At 71.2% G+C, this 16,072-nt stretch carries 14 protein-coding genes; 3 read left to right on the forward strand and 11 right to left on the reverse strand.

Features of this window, described 5'->3' with window-relative positions:
• Positions 1-73: 73 nt before the first annotated feature.
• Entirely contained in the window at positions 74-703 is a 630-nt protein-coding gene (locus J2S42_RS20055; RefSeq protein WP_307241353.1) for a TetR/AcrR family transcriptional regulator, read from the reverse strand.
• 136 nt (positions 704-839) lie between these two features.
• On the opposite strand from J2S42_RS20055, the gene J2S42_RS20060 reads away from it, so the two are divergent.
• Complete coding sequence (locus J2S42_RS20060) at positions 840-2,159, forward strand: D-arabinono-1,4-lactone oxidase (RefSeq protein ID WP_307241355.1); 1,320 nt, start codon at positions 840-842, stop codon at positions 2,157-2,159.
• Between the two features lie 14 nt (positions 2,160-2,173).
• On the opposite strand, the gene topA is transcribed toward J2S42_RS20060, so the two are convergent.
• The 6 genes from topA to J2S42_RS20090 all read right to left on the reverse strand — a co-directional run bounded on the left by topA (position 2,174) and on the right by J2S42_RS20090 (position 10,457).
• Entirely contained in the window at positions 2,174-5,053 is a 2,880-nt protein-coding gene (topA, locus tag J2S42_RS20065) for a type I DNA topoisomerase (protein ID WP_307241357.1), read from the reverse strand.
• Between the two features lie 341 nt (positions 5,054-5,394).
• Positions 5,395-6,075 carry a hypothetical protein gene (locus J2S42_RS20070; RefSeq protein WP_307241358.1) on the reverse strand — a complete coding sequence of 227 codons (681 nt, stop codon included), beginning with the start codon at positions 6,073-6,075 and terminating at the stop codon, positions 5,395-5,397.
• Between the two features lies 1 nt (position 6,076).
• Positions 6,077-6,610: a hypothetical protein gene (locus tag J2S42_RS20075; protein WP_307241360.1), complete on the reverse strand. Its 534-nt coding sequence runs from the start codon at positions 6,608-6,610 to the stop codon at positions 6,077-6,079.
• Between the two features lie 79 nt (positions 6,611-6,689).
• Positions 6,690-9,047: a sodium-translocating pyrophosphatase gene (locus J2S42_RS20080; RefSeq protein ID WP_307241361.1), complete on the reverse strand. Its 2,358-nt coding sequence runs from the start codon at positions 9,045-9,047 to the stop codon at positions 6,690-6,692.
• 601 nt (positions 9,048-9,648) lie between these two features.
• The gene (locus tag J2S42_RS20085; protein ID WP_307241363.1) at positions 9,649-10,089 is read right to left on the reverse strand and encodes an ATP-binding protein; all 441 of its coding nucleotides are present in this window, start codon (positions 10,087-10,089) and stop codon (positions 9,649-9,651) included.
• A complete protein-coding gene (locus tag J2S42_RS20090; RefSeq protein ID WP_306837181.1) occupies positions 10,086-10,457 on the reverse strand; it encodes an STAS domain-containing protein in 372 nt (123 codons plus the stop codon). Before J2S42_RS20090 ends, J2S42_RS20085 begins: the two co-directional genes overlap by 4 nt.
• A 132-nt stretch (positions 10,458-10,589) precedes the next feature.
• On the opposite strand from J2S42_RS20090, the gene J2S42_RS20095 reads away from it, so the two are divergent.
• Together J2S42_RS20095 and J2S42_RS20100 are read left to right on the forward strand one after the other, a co-directional pair.
• Positions 10,590-13,226 carry a DEAD/DEAH box helicase gene (locus tag J2S42_RS20095; protein ID WP_307241365.1) on the forward strand — a complete coding sequence of 879 codons (2,637 nt, stop codon included), beginning with the start codon at positions 10,590-10,592 and terminating at the stop codon, positions 13,224-13,226.
• Positions 13,227-13,353: 127 nt separating this feature from the next.
• Positions 13,354-13,572, forward strand: a complete 219-nt coding sequence (locus tag J2S42_RS20100) for a hypothetical protein (protein WP_307241367.1) — start codon at positions 13,354-13,356, stop codon at positions 13,570-13,572.
• Here the strand turns inward: J2S42_RS20100 and J2S42_RS20105 are convergent.
• From J2S42_RS20105 to J2S42_RS20120, 4 genes are all read right to left on the reverse strand, one after another.
• A complete protein-coding gene (locus tag J2S42_RS20105; RefSeq protein WP_307241369.1) occupies positions 13,509-14,297 on the reverse strand; it encodes an Rv3654c family TadE-like protein in 789 nt (262 codons plus the stop codon). The genes J2S42_RS20100 and J2S42_RS20105 overlap by 64 nt on opposite strands.
• Positions 14,294-14,896: a TadE family type IV pilus minor pilin gene (locus J2S42_RS20110; protein WP_307241371.1), complete on the reverse strand. Its 603-nt coding sequence runs from the start codon at positions 14,894-14,896 to the stop codon at positions 14,294-14,296. The genes J2S42_RS20105 and J2S42_RS20110 overlap by 4 nt, the downstream gene beginning before the upstream one ends.
• Positions 14,893-15,021, reverse strand: a complete 129-nt coding sequence (locus tag J2S42_RS41970; protein WP_370879410.1) for a DUF4244 domain-containing protein — start codon at positions 15,019-15,021, stop codon at positions 14,893-14,895. The genes J2S42_RS20110 and J2S42_RS41970 overlap by 4 nt, the downstream gene beginning before the upstream one ends.
• A 98-nt stretch (positions 15,022-15,119) precedes the next feature.
• Entirely contained in the window at positions 15,120-15,788 is a 669-nt protein-coding gene (locus J2S42_RS20120) for a type II secretion system F family protein (RefSeq protein ID WP_370879411.1), read from the reverse strand.
• Positions 15,789-16,072: the final 284 nt, after the last annotated feature.

Consider the following 16,072-nt stretch of genomic DNA (forward strand, 5'->3'; position numbering starts at 1 on the left):
GCGGGGGCGCGGGGCGGCGTGGTCGAACCCCCGCCGGGGTTCGGATGTCAGACGCCGACGTGGGACTGGAGTGTCAGACGCCGACGTGGGACTGGAGGTAGTCGCGGATCAGCGTCTTGGACTCCTGGATGATCCGGGCGTCGCCGTCCGAGTCGCGGCGGAACGCGAGCTTGATCAAGGAGTCCGCCGTGGTCACCGCGATCTCCAGGGCGAACCGCAGCGTGGGTGTGTCCGCGACCGCGAACTGCTCGTGCAGCACCTCGGCGATCCGGTTGGCGATGACCACGTTGTTGTCGCGTTCCTCGTCCAGCAGGTGCACGTCGACGACGTCGCCGAAGTGCAGCGTGCGGAAGCCGGCGACGGTGCGGTGCATGCCGATGAACTCGTCTATCGCGGCGTCGACCCCGTCCCACCAGTGGGCGAGGTTGCCGGCGGCGAACCGGGCGGACAGTCGCTCGAGGTAGGCCTCCATGTTGCGCAGGGCGAGTGCCTGCACGATGGCCCGCTTGTCCGGGAAGAACTGATAGACCGAGCCGATCGCCACTTCGGCGCGTTCGGCGAGCAGGGTCGTGGTCAGTCCCTCGTATCCGACCTCGTCGACAAGCTCAGCGCAGGCGTCGAGCATGCGCTGGACCCGCGCTACGCTGCGCCCCTGAACGGGGACACGACGTAGGGGTCCGGCGGTGACAGCTGTTGTCGACACGCGTCGCAACTCCCTTTCGGCAGAGAGAAAACAAAGGTTACTCGGCTTAACGAGCGAGACGCCGCAAAGTGTTTACTCTCCGTCTCCGTGCTGATATGAATTCAATTCACGTCAGGTGTGACCTTGGGGGACTGGGATGGCCCGCACAGCACCGGCACCGATCTCCACCTGGTCCAACTGGTCCGGGAACCAGCAGGTCAGACCCGCGCGTGTGGCGATGCCGGCCAGCACCGACGAGCTGTCCGCCCTCCTTCAGGATGCCGCCGCGACTGGGCGTGGCGTCAAGCCCGTGGGTAGCGGTCACTCGTTCACGTCGGCCGCCGTCGCGGACGACATCCAGGTCGACATGAGCGGAATGTCCCGGATCGTGGCCGTGGATCGGGCGGCCCGGCTCGTCACCACGCAGGCCGGTGCGCGGCTGTCCGCGCTCAACGAAACCCTTTCCGGGTATGGTCTAGCGCTCCCCAACCTCGGCGACGTCGACGTGCAGACCATCTCCGGAGCGATCTCCACCGGTACGCACGGGACCGGCGCCACGTTGGGGTGTCTTTCCACGTTCGTGGAACGGCTGACGCTGGTCACCGCCACCGGGGAGGTGCTGCACTGCTCCGCCGGCCGGCACCCGGACGTGTTCGCCGCCGCCCGCGTCGGCCTCGGCGCACTCGGCGTCATCACCGAGGTCACGCTGCGCTGCGTGGACGCGTTCGTGCTCCGCGCGCACGAGACGCCCGCGCGGCTCGCCGACCTGCTGGCCGGGGTGGAGGACCGGATCGCGGAGAACGACCACTTCGAGTTCTTCTGGTACCCGTACACCGACCGGGGCCAGGCGAAGACCAACAACCGGGTGCCGCTGGACGACGCGCCACTGCCCCGGTTCCGGGCCTGGCTCGACGACGAGTTCCTGTCCAACACGGTCTACGGCGGGCTCTGCCGCCTCGGCCGGGCCGTTCCCGCGCTGGTGCCGAGCGTGCACGAGGTCGCCGCCCGCGCGCTCACCGAGCGCACCTACACGGCCCGCTCCGACCGCGTCTTCTGCACGCCCCGCCGGGTCAAGTTCACCGAGATGGAGTACGCGGTGCCGCGTGCCGCGCTGCCGGAGGCGCTGGCCGCCCTGGAGCGCATCCTCGCCGCGCTGCCGTTCCGGGTGCAGTTCCCGGTCGAGGTCCGGTTCACCGCGGCGGACGACATCTGGCTCTCCCACGGCTACGGTCGCGACTCCGCGTATCTCGCGCTGCACCAGTTCCTGGGCACGCCGCACGAGCCGTACTTCCGCGCGTTCGAGCAGGTGGCGGCGTCGCTGGGCGGCCGGCCGCACTGGGGCAAGCTGCACTACCGCGACGCGGAGTCACTCCGCCCCGCCTACCCGCGCTTCGACGACTTCCTCGCGGTCCGCGACCGCCTCGACCCGCACCGCCTCTTCCGGAACGCCTACACCACCCAGGTCCTCGGCAGCTGACCCACCGGCGTCCCTCAGGAGGCGTCGGTGGTGGCCTTGGCGGGGGCTGCCTTCTTCGCGGGAGCCTTCTTCGCGGCGGTGGCAGTGGTGGTCTTGGCGGCGGTGGCCTTCTTGGCCGGGGCGGCCTTCTTCGTGGCGGTCTTCTTGGCGGTGGTCTTCTTGGCGGTGGTCTTCTTCGTGGTCGCCTTCTTCGCCGGGGTGGCGTCGCCGGTGGCCGCCTTCTTCGCCGGGGCCTTCTTCGCGGCACGCTTCTTGGCCGGGGCCGGGCCCTTGGCGCGCTTCTCGGCGAGCATCTCGGAGGCCTCCTCCAGCGTCAGGGCCTCCACCGTCTGGCTGCGGCGCAGCGACGCGTTGAACTCGCCGTCCGTCACGTACGGCCCAAACCGGCCGTCCTTGATGACCAGCGGCTTCTCGGTGGCCGGGTCGACGCCCATCTCGCGCAGCGGTGGGGCGGCGGCGCGGCGGGCACCGCGGGTCTTGGGCGCGGCGAGGCGGGCCAGCGCGTCGTCCAGCGTGACCGTGAAGATCTGGTCCTCGCTGTCCAGCGAGCGGGACTCGTCGCCCTTCTTCACGTACGGCCCGTAGCGGCCGGAGAGCGCGAAGACCTCGGCGCCGTCCGGGGCCACGCCGACCAGGCGCGGCAGCGAGAGCAGGCGGAGCGCGTCGGCCAGCGTCAGCTCATCCGGCTTCTGGCTGTTCAGCAGCGAGGAGTTCTTGTCGCCGCTGGACACGTACGGCCCGAACCGGCCGGACTTGAGCAGCACCGGCTCGCCGGTCTCCGGGTGCTCGCCGAGCTTGCGCTCGCCGCTGCCACCGCCGAGGAACAGCTCGTCGACCTTCTCCGGCGTCAGCTCGTCCGGCGCCAGCGACTCGGGGATGGAGACGCGGCCGTCCTCGGACGCCTCCGTGGCCGGGTCGTCGGTGTGGTGAGTGCGCTGAATGTACGGCCCGTAGCGGCCGACCCGAACCACGACGTCGCGGTCCTCGTCGTCGCGGAACAGCGGGATCGAGTTGACGCTGCGCGCGTCGATCTCCGCCAGATTCTCCGTGACCAGCTTCTTCAGGCCGCCGGCGCGGGCGATCGACGCCTCGGCACCGGCGCCGCTGCCGAAGTAGAACGCGGTGAGGAAGTCGGCGGACCGGGCGTCGCCGCCGGCGATCTCGTCGAGCTGGTTCTCCATCGCGGCGGTGAAGTTGTAGTCGACCAGGCCGGGGTAGTGCCGCTCGAGCAGGCCGACCACCGCGAACGCCAGGAACGACGGGATCATCGTCTGGCCGCGCTTCGTCACGTACCCACGGTCCTGGATGGTCTGCATGATCGACGCGTACGTGGAGGGGCGGCCGATGCCCAGCTCCTCCAGCGCCTTGACCAGCGACGCCTCGGTGTACCGCGCGGGCGGCTGGGTGGTGTGACCGACCGCGTCCAGCTGCTCCGCGGTCAGCGGCTGGTCCTTGACCAGGTTCGGCAAGCGGCGCTCCGCGTCCTCCGCCTCCGCGTTCTCGTCGTCGGAGGACTCGACGTAGGCGCGCAGGAAGCCGGGGTCGGTGATGGTCTTGCCGGTGGCGCCGAAGTCGGCCTCCTCACCGGCGGTGGAGACCGCGCGGATGCGCACCGAGACGGACGAGCCGACCGCGTCGGTCATCTGGGACGCGATGGTGCGCCGCCAGATCAGCTCGTAGAGCTTGAACTCGTCGCCGGACAGCTCGTTCGCCACCTCGCCGGGCGTGCGGAACACGTCGCCGGCCGGGCGGATCGCCTCGTGCGCCTCCTGCGCGTTCTTCACCTTGCCGGTGTAGCGGCGCGGCTGCGGCGGCACGTTGGCCGGGCCGTAGAGCTCCGCGATCTGGGTACGCGCGGCGGACAGCGCGGACTCGGAGAGGTTCACCGAGTCGGTACGCATGTAGGTGATGTAGCCGTTCTCGTACAGCCGCTGGGCCGTGCGCATCGTCTGCTGGGAACTGGAGCGCAGCTTGCGGGCCGCCTCCTGCTGGAGCGTGGACGTGATGAACGGCGCGTACGGCCGGCGCCGGTACGGCTTCTCCTCGACGCGGGTGACCTGGAACGGCCGCCCGTCGAGGCGGGCGGCCAGGCCACGGGCACCGTCACCGTCGAGGTGGATCACCCCGGCGCCGGGCCGCACCTGCCCGGTGGTCGGCTCGAAGTCCTTGCCGGTGGCGACCCGGTCCCCGTTCAGCGCGATCAGCGTGGCGTTGAACGTGCGCGGGCCCTCGACCTGGCCGGACACGGCGAGGCGGGCCAGGATGTCCCAGTAGTCGGCGGTGCGGAACGCCATCCGCTGCCGCTCGCGCTCGACCACGATGCGGGTGGCGACGGACTGCACGCGGCCCGCGGAGAGGCCGGTGCGCACCTTCTTCCACAGCACCGGGGAGACCTCGTAGCCGTACAGACGGTCGAGGATGCGACGCGCCTCCTGCGCGTCGACCAGGTCGCGGTCGAGTTCGCGTGGGTTGGCGACGGCGGCCTGGATGGCCGGCTTGGTGATCTCGTGGAAGACCATCCGCCGGACCGGGACCTTGGGCTTCAGCGTCTCGATCAGGTGCCAGGCGATCGCCTCGCCCTCGCGGTCCTCATCCGTCGCGAGCAGGACCTCGTCGACGTCCTTGACCAGCGACCGGAGCTTGGTGACCTGCTTCTTCCGGTCGGGTGAGACGACGTAGAGCGCGGTGAAGCCGTTGTCCACGTCGACGCCGAGCCGGGCCCACGGCTTGTCCTCGTAGCCGGACGGGACCTCGGCGGCGTTGCGGGGCAGGTCGCGCACGTGCCCGAAGCTGGCCTCGACGACGTAGCCCGGGCCAAGGTAGCCCGAGATCGTCTTAGCCTTCGCCGGTGACTCGACGATGACCAGACGGGTGCTCTTGGCGTTGCTCGGCACGTTACTCCTGACCTCGGTGGATCCCTTACGACGTGGATCGCCTGATCTATTGGCGGCTGGCAGCGCGTGACTGGGATCGGCCACGGCTGATCATGCGCGCCGCTGCGCCAACCGATCCACGGTAACGCGGTCTGTGGCCGGCGGGTCGCGCGGGACCGTCGGCGACCCCACGCTACCGGGCCGCCGGCGCCACGGATCGGCAACGCCGTCCGAGCGACCGCTGTTCCCCCCAACGGTGTCCGCTGCCGGAAAACATCGGCACGGACCAGCACCATCGTGCCGGTCTATGTCTCGGTCATCCAGTCGCCGTAACTGTCGGAGATTAGACAGTACACCGGCGGTCAGGATGGCCACGCGGACTCCGGCGCCGCGTCCGGGCGTGGCCCGACCAGGCCTGCGAGGCGGGCGATCCGGCGGCGTCCGGAGATGCGCAGCCCGGGGTCGCCGTCACGCGGCGTGGTGAGGCGGCTCGGCAGGCCGGCGGCGTGCAGCGCGGCCCGGACCGTGTCCCAGATCGGCTCGTCGTCCCGGCCCAGCCGGAGGACATATCCGGACGGGTCGGGCGCACCGGCGGCCGCGACCCAGAGCCGGAGGCGAAAGCCGTTGAGGAAGAACGCGCGGGGTGGGCGCTTCGGATCGCCGGGTTCGCGCAGCCAGGCACGGCCGAGCGGCATCAGCGTGGTGGCGTAGGCGGTGCGCACCTCAAGGCGCTCGTCCTCGGTGCGTGACCAGGTCGCCTGCAGGCCACGACGGGTGATCTCCGGGACCAGCACGTGCACCCGCCACGATTCGGCGACGGTCACCGAGACGCGCGCGGTGCCACCCATCCGGACGATCTCCCCGGGGCCGGCGAGCAGCCCGGCCAGGTCCGCGACGCCGGGATCGTGGGCTTCCACACCGAAGAGCGACGGCTCCTCGGCGGCCTGCTCCTGGTTCTTGGGAACGCGCCGCCGCCCCTTTTCAAGATCAAGATCTTGCGGGGGTACGTCCGGGAGGCCCGGGATCGGCGGGTTGACCGACACGTCAACGGCACTCCGGCACCTGGTCGAACGCCTCGCGGAGCTCCTCCGACTGAAGCGACGACGTGTCCAGCGCGGTCCTGTCGTACTCCGTGTCGAGCGTGCTGACCACCTGCTCGACGCCGGTGTAGAACGCGTCCGCCTGGGTGGTGTCCAGCGCGATGATCGCCCGGTGCGCGTTGTCGTAGGCGGCGCGCACGCCGTCGAGCGAGGTCAGGAAGCCCTGCGCCACGCTCTCGCCGTTCTCCACGTCCGGCACGCCGGCCCGCTCCACGCCCTGGCGTGCGGCCTCGCTGGCGTCCCGCGCGCCCTGGAACAGACGGGCCAGGTTCTCCTGCGCGGCGCTCGGTGTGGTCTCCGCGCTCATCTGCTGATTCGTGCGGTCGGCCAACGTGCTGATCTCGGTGCGCCACGGGCCCAGCGCCTGGCAGACCGCGGACGCCCACGCGCTCGGCGAGGCGCCACCGCCACAGCCGGCGGCGAGCAGCAGAAGGGAGGTGAGGACCGCGGTGATGGACACCATGCGGGGGGTGCGCATGGAGAGCAGCGTACGACTGCGGGTCATCGTCGCGCGATGCCGCCGGGGAGCGTACCGATCTCCCCGGCGGCATCTCCCGCTACGCGCTCACGGCCTCCTGCTTGGGCGGGACCGGCGTGCCGGACGCACCGGCCGGCGGCTCGTCGCCCATGGAGATCGGCTTCCGCTTGCTCCAGACCACGGCCGCGACGATGACCAGCGTGGCCACCGCGGCGAGCGCGATCCGGACCGGCGTGTTCGCGTCCTCGCCGACGCTGAGCATCACGACGCCGGGCGCGATCAGGAGGCTGACCAGGTTCATCACCTTGATCAGCGGGTTGATGGCCGGGCCCGCGGTGTCCTTGAACGGGTCACCGACCGTGTCGCCGATGACCGTGGCCGCGTGCGCCTCCGAGCCCTTGCCGCCGTGCGCGCCGTCCTCGACCAGCTTCTTCGAGTTGTCCCACGCGCCGCCGGAGTTGGACAGGAACACCGCCATCAGCGTGCCGGTGCCGATCGCACCGGCCAGGTACGACGCGAGCGCGCCCGCGCCCAGGCCGAAGCCGACCGCGATCGGCGCCAGGACCGCCAGCAGTCCGGGGGTGAGCAGCTCACGCTGCGCGTCCCGGGTGCAGATGTCGACCACGCGGCCGTACTCGGGACGGGTGGTGCCGGCCATGATGCCCGGGTTCTCCCGGAACTGGCGGCGGACCTCGACCACGACCGCACCGGCCGACCGGGAGACCGCGTTGATCGCCAGGCCGGAGAAGAGGAAGACCACCGCGGCGCCGATCAGCAGGCCGACCAGGTTACGCGGGTCCGACACGTTGAGCAGCGCGTCGATCGACAGGTCCTCGCCCGCGTCGGTGATCGCGGTCGCGATCGTGTCCCGGTACGAGCCGAACAGTGCGGTCGCGGCGAGCACCGCGGTCGCGATCGCGATGCCCTTGGTGATCGCCTTGGTGGTGTTGCCGACCGCGTCCAGTTCGGTGAGCGTGCGCGCACCGGCCTCGCCCACGTCGCCGGACATCTCCGCGATGCCCTGCGCGTTGTCCGAGATGGGGCCGAACGTGTCCATCGCGACGATCACGCCGACCGTGGTCAGCAGGCCGATACCGGCCATCGCGACCGCGAACAGGGACAGGATGATCGAGCCACCGCCGAGCAGGTACGCACCGAACACACCGGCGCCGATCACCAGCGCGGAGTAGACCGCGGACTCCAGGCCGACGCTGATACCGGCCAGGATGACGGTCGCCGGACCGGTCAGCGAGGACTTGCCGATGTCCTGCACCGGCTTCTTGTTCGTCTCGGTGAAGTAGCCGGTCAGCGCCTGGATCGCGGCCGCCAGCACGATGCCGATCACGACCGCGCCGATCGCCAGGATCTGCGGGTTACCGGTGAAGTCGGCGCTCACGTTCGGGTCCTCGAAGCCGGCGAACGTGTTCGGCAGGTAGAGGAACGTGACCACGGCGACCAGCACCGCGGAGAGCGCCGCGGAGATGTAGAACGCCCGGTTGATCGCGGTCAGGCCGCTGCGGTCCGACGCGCGCAGCCGGGTGATGAACACGCCGACGATCGCGATCAGCACGCCGACCGCGGACACGATCAGCGGGTAGACCAGGCCGTCCTCGCCGAACGCGGCCCGGCCGAGGATCAGCGCGGCGACCAGCGTCACCGCGTACGACTCGAACAGGTCGGCGGCCATGCCGGCGCAGTCGCCGACGTTGTCGCCCACGTTGTCCGCGATGGTGGCGGCGTTGCGCGGGTCGTCCTCCGGGATGCCCTGCTCGACCTTGCCGACCAGGTCCGCGCCGACGTCCGCGGCCTTGGTGAAGATGCCGCCGCCGACCCGCATGAACATGGCCAGCAGCGCCGCGCCGAAGCCGAAGCCCTCGAGCACGGTGGGCGCGTCACCCTTGTAGAGCAGCACCACCAGCGAGGCGCCGACCAGGCCGAGACCGACGGTGAGGAAGCCGACCACGCCGCCGGTGCGGAACGCGATCTGCATCGCCTTCTCCCGGCCGCCGGTCGCCTCGTTCGCCGCGGCGGCGACGCGCAGGTTAGCGCGGGTGGCCAGCGCCATGCCGGCGCCGCCGATGAACGCGGAGAAGACGGCGCCGACCACGAAGAACGCGGACCGGCCGATCTTGACCAGCGTCTCGTTGCCGTCGGTGTCGTGCACCGGCAGCAGGAAGAGCAGGACGAGGGCGATCACCACGAAGATGCCGAGCGTCTTGAACTGGCGGAAGAGATAGGCCGACGCGCCCTCCTGCACGGCGCCGGCAATCTCCTGCATGTTGGTCGTTCCCTTACCGGCTGCCAGCACACCGCGCACGAGCGCGAGTGCGAAGCCCAGCGCCACCAGCGCGATGACCGCGGCGACGACGACGTACGTGAGATTCGTACCGGTAAGGGACAGGCCGTCGCCGGCGGCGACAGGGCTGAACCCGGACATCGATGTCCTCCTCAATTCCTAACCGTGCGCGCACCAGCCGGCGGACGAACCGGTGGTTGCGGCCACGCGGCCGTGGCAGCGTCCGGCCCGCACCCGAACGGGCGAAGCCGGAAACAGTACGTAATGACCCGCGTACTGTAGCGGTCACTCGTGTCGAGGGTCACAGCCGGAGCCGTCGTGTCGTGATGATGTTGGCAACTGTGTTAGCCCCAGGCCTTCATCGGGGCTTGTCTGTAGGCACAGTCAAGGTCATCAGGTCGTCGCGCGCAACCGGGCGCTGCAAGATCAAACCCTGACCAGGGAGTACGTGGCCGGGCGTGCACCGGGCGCATCAACCGGCGTTTATCGACTCAAGACGGCCTTTGCGGTGATGGCCGGAGGGGTGCGGCGATCGACGCCGCGCGTCGACCACGAGGTGTGATCTGCGTCTCGCCCGGACGGGGCGAGACACCCGGCGTGCACCTCACTACGCCGGGCGCGGTGGAGCGTGCCGGCCGGCGGCACTACGGGCACGGCACCGGAGGGGGCGCACGTACCGTGGGATCTTCTGTTTTTGATCTTGATGGTGGTTTGTGGCGTGCTCGGGCGCGCGCCCGTGACGTCAGGCGGCGTGAGTGGGCCAGGCCATGCGGACCTCGGTGCCCACGCCCTCCTCGACCGGGCGCACCTGGAGATCATCCACAAATCCGGCCAACAGGGCAAATCCGACACCCGTGGTCAGCTCGTCGTCGGAGAGCGACTCATTGGCCAGCTCGTCCGGCGGGATCGACGGGATGCCGAGACCGGCCTCGATCGGCGCACGGTCGATCACCCGCACGGTGTACGAATCCTCGTCGGACATCACGACCTGGACCGGCTGGAACACGCCGTACTGCCGGTGCAGCGCGACCGCGCGGGCACACGCCTCGCCGATCGCCAGCCGCACCTCGTCGAGAAGTTCCTCGGCCACCCCGGCACGACGGGCAACGGCCACGCCGACCAGGCGGGCGGTGCGCACGTGCACGGGCGCCGGAGAGAACGCCAGCCGGACAGTCGCCATCACGCGGTCGGACCGGAGTCCGCACCCGTCCCGCCCGCGGCCTGCACGGCGGCGTCGACCGACGGGTAGATCGGGAAGACCTGATCCAGCGCGGTGATCCGGAAGATCTTGAGCAATGGCTCCTTCGCGCAGACCAGGCCGAACGTGCCGCCGACCGGACGCAGCCGCTTCAACGCGCCGACCAGCACCCCGAGCCCGGTGGAGTCGAGGAACTCGACGCCGCCCAGGTCCACGATCACGCCGCGCACGCCGCCGTCGATCAGCTCGACCAGCCGCTCCCGCAGCCGGGGGGCCGTGTAGACGTCGACCTCGCCACCGACCTCCAGGACCGTGTGCCCGGCGACGGTGCGGGTCGCCAGCTGCAGCTCCATCAGTCCTCCTCGGTAGCTTCGGCGGTTACGCCCAATCGAATCTAACCATCGGGCGGCTGGGGTCGCATCGCGCGGCCCCGTGCTTCCGCGTTCTTGTTTGGGTTTTCCGCACACCAGTGCGAGAGTCAGGACGTGAGCAACACCGCGGTCGCCTCCGCCGAACTGCTGCGGCGCCTGCACACCTCCCCCTCCGTGACACACGTGGAGATCGTGCCGCCCGCCGCCGGTGACCCCGTCGAATGGCCTTCCTGGGTACCGTCCGCCCTGCGCACCGCACTGGCCACCCGCGGCGTCACACGCCCATGGCGGCATCAGGCCACGGCCGCGACGCTCGCCCGGAACGGCCGGCATGTGGTGGTCGCCACGGGAACCGCGTCGGGCAAGTCACTGGCCTATCTACTGCCCGCGCTGTCCGCGCTCGCCGAGGACCCGAAGGCCACCGTGCTCTACCTGGCCCCGACGAAGGCGCTGGCCGCCGACCAGCTGCGCGCGGTGACCGCGCTGGCTCCGGAGGTGCGGCCGGCGTGCTACGACGGGGACACGCCGTCGGAGGAACGGGAGTGGATCCGCGCGAACTCGCGGTTCATCCTGACGAACCCGGACATGCTGCACCACAGCATCCTGCCGAACCATCATCTGTGGTCCACGTTCCTGCGCCGGCTGCGGTACGTGGTCGTCGACGAATGCCACGTTTACCGCGGGTTGTTCGGGTCACATGTGGCCCACGTGCTGCGCCGGCTACGCCGGATGGCCGACCGGTATGCACCGGTGCCGTTCGGGCCGGACGGCGTGGACACAATTCCGCCGGAAACAGCCATCCCGGCGCAAGGCACCGGTGGTAGCAAGAACCGTGCGTCGAACGCGGCCGGCGTTCGGATAACGGGCACCACGGGGTCAGCCGGCGATGCCGGATCGCTGGACTACGCCGGCACAGCGGGCGACGGCGGCACGGTGCCGGGAGCCGAAGGCGCCGGGCCGGGGGCGGCGCTGTCGGCGTGGGTGGATGTGCGCGTCGGGACGCGGCGAGGCGGCGGCACGCCGAGGGGCGGGCGGGTGGCGCGGCGCAGCCAGGCCGTGTTCGTGCTGGCGTCGGCGACGTCCGGGGACCCGGCCGCGGCAGCGGAACGGCTGACCGGGCTGCCGGTGACCGCGGTGACCGCAGACGGGTCGCCTCGCGGCGGTGTCACATTCGCGCTGTGGGAACCGCCGCTGCTGCCGCCCGGCCTGTCCGGCGACCCCGCGGAACTGGACCCGGACGACGACTCGCTCGCCGCGCCGTCCGTCCGGCGGTCCGCGCTGCGCGAGACCGCGGACCTGCTCACCGACGCAATCGTGCACGGCGTGCGGACGCTGGCGTTCGTCCGTTCCCGGCGCGGCGCCGAGGTGGTCGCGTCCATCGCGCGCCGATCGCTCGACGAGGCCGTGCCCGGCCTCGGCGCGCGGGTCGCCGCCTACCGCGCCGGGTACCTGCGCGAGGAACGGCGCACGCTGGAACGAGCGCTGCTCACCGGCGAACTGCTCGGCATGGCCTCTACTAACGCGCTGGAGCTCGGCGTCGACCTGGTCGGCCTGGACGCCGTGCTGATCTGCGGCTACCCCGGCACGCGTGCGTCGCTGTGGCAGCAGGCCGGCCGCGCGGGCCGCTCCGGCCGGGAGGCGCTGGCCGTGCTGGTCGCCCGGGACGACCCGCTGGACACCTATCTCGTGCATCACCCGGACGCGCTGTTCGGTCGCCCGGTGGAGGCGACGGTGCTGGACCCGGCCAACCCGTACGTGCTCGGCCCGCAACTCTGCTGCGCCGCGAACGAGGCCCCGCTCACCGCCGACGACCTGGCGCTCTTCGGCGGCGCACCGGCCGAGGCGACCGTGGCCGCGCTGGTCCGGTCCGGCTCGCTGCGGCGGCGTCCGACCGGCTACTTCTGGACCCACCGCACCCGTCCCGATGTGGACCTGCGCGGCGAGGGCGGCTCGCCGGTCGACGTCGTCGAGTCCGCCACCGGCCGCCTGCTCGGCACCGTGGACCCCGCGTCGTCGCACTTCATCGTGCATCCCGGCGCCGTCTACCTGCACCAGGGCAGTTCGTTCGTGGTCGAGGAACTGCACCTCGACGACGCGGTCGCGCTGGTCCGCGCGGAAGAGCCGGACTGGACCACTCACCCCCGCGACGTCACGTCGCTGGCCGTGACGTCCGTCCGCGAACGGTTCGACGCCGGCCCGATCGGCCTCTTCCTCGGCGAGGTCGACGTCCACGGTCAGGTCGTTTCCTACCAGCGTCGCCGGATCGGCTCCGGCGAGGTCATCGACACCCGGCCGCTCGACCTGCCCGTTCGCGAGCTGCACACGGTCGCGGTCTGGTTCACCATCACCCCCGAGGCGCTGGACGCCGCGGGGGTCGAGCCCGCCGACGTCCCCGGCGCCCTGCACGCCGCCGAACATGCCGCCATCGGCCTCCTTCCGCTCGTGGCCACCTGCGACCGTTGGGACATCGGCGGCATCTCCACCGCCGTGCATCCGGACACCGGTCTGCCGACCGTGTTCGTCTACGACGGCCATCCCGGCGGTGCCGGCTTCGCCGAACGCGCGCACGCGGTGGCCGCCGACTGGCTCCGCGCCACCCGCGAGGCCATCCACTCCTGCGCCTGCGAGATCGGTTGCCCCGCCTGTGTCCAGTCGCCGAAGTGCGGAAACGGCAACAACCCACTGGCCAAGGACGCCGCCGTACGGGTCCTGGACGCCGTCTTGGCCGCGCTGCCCACCACTGCCGATTGACCCACACTCGTCCCAAATCGCGGGATGCGCCGAGCAACACCGTTCAACATGGGCATCTATCTATGGGAGCGCTACCATGCGTCTCCCGACACTGCGCGTCCCGCCCGAGCCCCGAGGGAGCCCTTCCGTGGCGAACACCATGTCCGACACCGTCGAGCTCGTCTACAGCATCGATCCCGACACGCTCACGGTCGACCAGCAGATCGCCCTGGCCCAGGCCTACGCCGCCCTTGCCCAGGCCGAACGCCTCGACTGGATCTTCCAGCGCCTCGACAAGATCCATCAGCTCCTGATCGCCATCAACGTCCGCACTCCCGCTCCATCCCCCACGTCCCACGCCGCTTGACACCGGCTCGGCCGGGCCGAAGACGCGGGCGTGCCGGTAACCGATGGCGCCGGATCCGCAAGGTCGCCGGGTTCGGCGGGAGCCGTAGCCGGGCCGGCCCGGGCCTCGGCGTGGATAGTCGCCCGGAGACCGGGCCAGGGCTCGGCGTCGAGTTCCACACGGACGATCAGCGTCAGGCCTTCCGCATCGCATGACGCGGTGCGTGCGCCGTTCGCCGTGATGACGCGGGCGGCGCGTTCGCAGGCCATCGACTCGCCACGAGGTATGAGCGGTGCACCCGCGAGCACGCCGAGATCCGCCGCGATCCGGACCCTCCGGGCTGCGGCCTCAGCGCCGATGATGGCAGCGCCAGCCATCCCGGCACACACCAGAAACAGCCCCACCACCGCGACCAGCAGCGACGCGCCCCCTCGATCCGGCGCCGCCGCTCTCCGCACCACAGGTCTCCGCGAAACCACCCACCGCACGCCTCGCCGGCGCGTCACACGCAGTGCCGGCGCCGCTTGCCGAGGCATCAGAGTTGCAGGCGGCGCCGTGGCCTGAGACCCCGTGTCCCGAGCCGGCCAGACCGGAGGCCGCACGCCGCGGAGCGGCGCGTTCGGAGATGGAGCGGTGCACGGCGTTATGCCCCGGCCTGTGGGGCCGCGGACGGCCAGCAGCGGCCACGGTGACGCGTCCTGGGTGTGCCACGTGCTCTTCGGTGGCGTCGTTCGGGATCGGCTCATTCGGTGGTCACCGTGACGCCCGGTTCGATGGCGGCGATGGCCTCGCCGGTCGCGGTGATCTCGGGGATCTTCAGGCCCAGCGCACGGACCGGGACGGTCACCACGGCCCGGACGTGCTCGCCCTCCGGGACCAGCGTGACGGTCGCGCCCGGTGGTGCCGCGGCCGTGCCGGCGTCCATACCGGACTCGCCCCGGGCGGCGGCGAGCGCCGCGTCCCGGGCGGCGTCGTAGCACCTGCCTCGATCTGTCACGGCCGTCACGGCGGTGAGGCCCGCCCCTAGAAGCAGCACCAGCGCCGGGAGCGCCGCCGCGAATTCCGCGGTGAACGCGCCGCGATCCATCGGCTGCTCGTTGGTGCGCGCGGATGCGGCGTTTTCGGTGCCGAGCACGCCGGGGGCGGCCGTAGCGATGGTCGAGCTCGCGACCCGTGCGCCTACCGCGGACTCGGTCGACGGCGGGCTTGCACCGGTCGGAGTGACGGGCGTGCCTGATCTGTTGAGGCGCACCGCCGACGTGACGGCATCAAGCAGGTGAGCGATGCGGCTGCGGCGATGGTGGCGCCCTCGGTAGCGAAGGGCGGCAACGTCACGCGTGATCATTTCAAAGCTCTTTCGATGATCTCCGCGAGCGATTTCTGGATGTTAGGGCTGGTCAGGACCTTCAGTAGGACCGCGGCAAAGGCGACCGCAGCGAGTGTGCCGACGGCGTACTCGGCGGTGTTCATCCCGGCGTCGCCTCGCAGGCGGCGGAGGAGCGTGCGGATGCGGGCACCGATCGGGCCAAGCGGTGAATTGATCATGGATGTTCCCCTCTTCTGGCTGGTTACAGCAGGTCGTCGAGGACGGCGATGATCACCGGCGCGAGGCCGGCGAGGACGAAGGCGGGCAGGAAGCAAAGGCCCAGTGGCAGCACCACGAGCACGCCGGCACGGTGGGCGGCCATCTGCGCGGCAATGGCACGATCGGCCCGCACATCGTCGGCGAGCCGGGTGAGCGCGCCCGCCAGCGCGGCACCACTCGTGCTCGACCTGATCGCGGCCGAGACCAGACGCTCCGCGCCCGGCACCGGTGACAGGTAGGCCCAGGCTTCCTCGGCCGGTGCGCCGAGTCGCAGCGATCGCGCCACCCGCCCGAGGTGAAGGGCGAGCGGCCCACCGAGCGCCTCGGCGACCGCATCGGCGGCCCGGTCGACCGGCGCTCCCGCGCGGAGCGTGGCCGACAGCAGATCCGCGGCGAGCGGCAGGTCGGCGATCGCCTGAAGTCGCAGCGCGCGGGCGGAGGCCGATTCCAGGCGACGCAGGACCAGAAACGTCCCGACGGCAGCAACCACGCCGAACCCGATCCCGGCCGGCCCGCCCACCAGCACCGCCGCCGCAGATCCACCGCCGAGCGCACCAGCGATCAGCAACATCGGCCGCGGCCGGTCTTGCCCGCCGGATTCCGAAGCGGGCTGCCCGCCACCACCGAACGGCACGGATCGCCGGCCACCGATCGGAACCGCACGACGGACACCAAGGCTGGGAACGGTCTGCCCACCCCAACCGGCCGGCACCGCCCGCCCGCCACCACGGCTCGGAACGGGCTGCCCGCTACGGCTGGCCGGCGTCGGCCGTCGGCTAACTCGCTCTCGCAAGCCGGACTGTGTGTCAGCCACGCCCGGAACGGGGATCCGGCTGACCGGATCCTCATCGCTGTGCGCGGCAAAGGACCGATCGCGGGCTGCGGTCCCCGTCGCCGAGGCGGAGGTATCCGGCGGATCGTCGGCCTCGGCCGGCA

Source organism: Catenuloplanes indicus (assembly GCF_030813715.1).
In the GTDB taxonomy this organism is placed as follows: domain Bacteria; phylum Actinomycetota; class Actinomycetes; order Mycobacteriales; family Micromonosporaceae; genus Catenuloplanes; species Catenuloplanes indicus.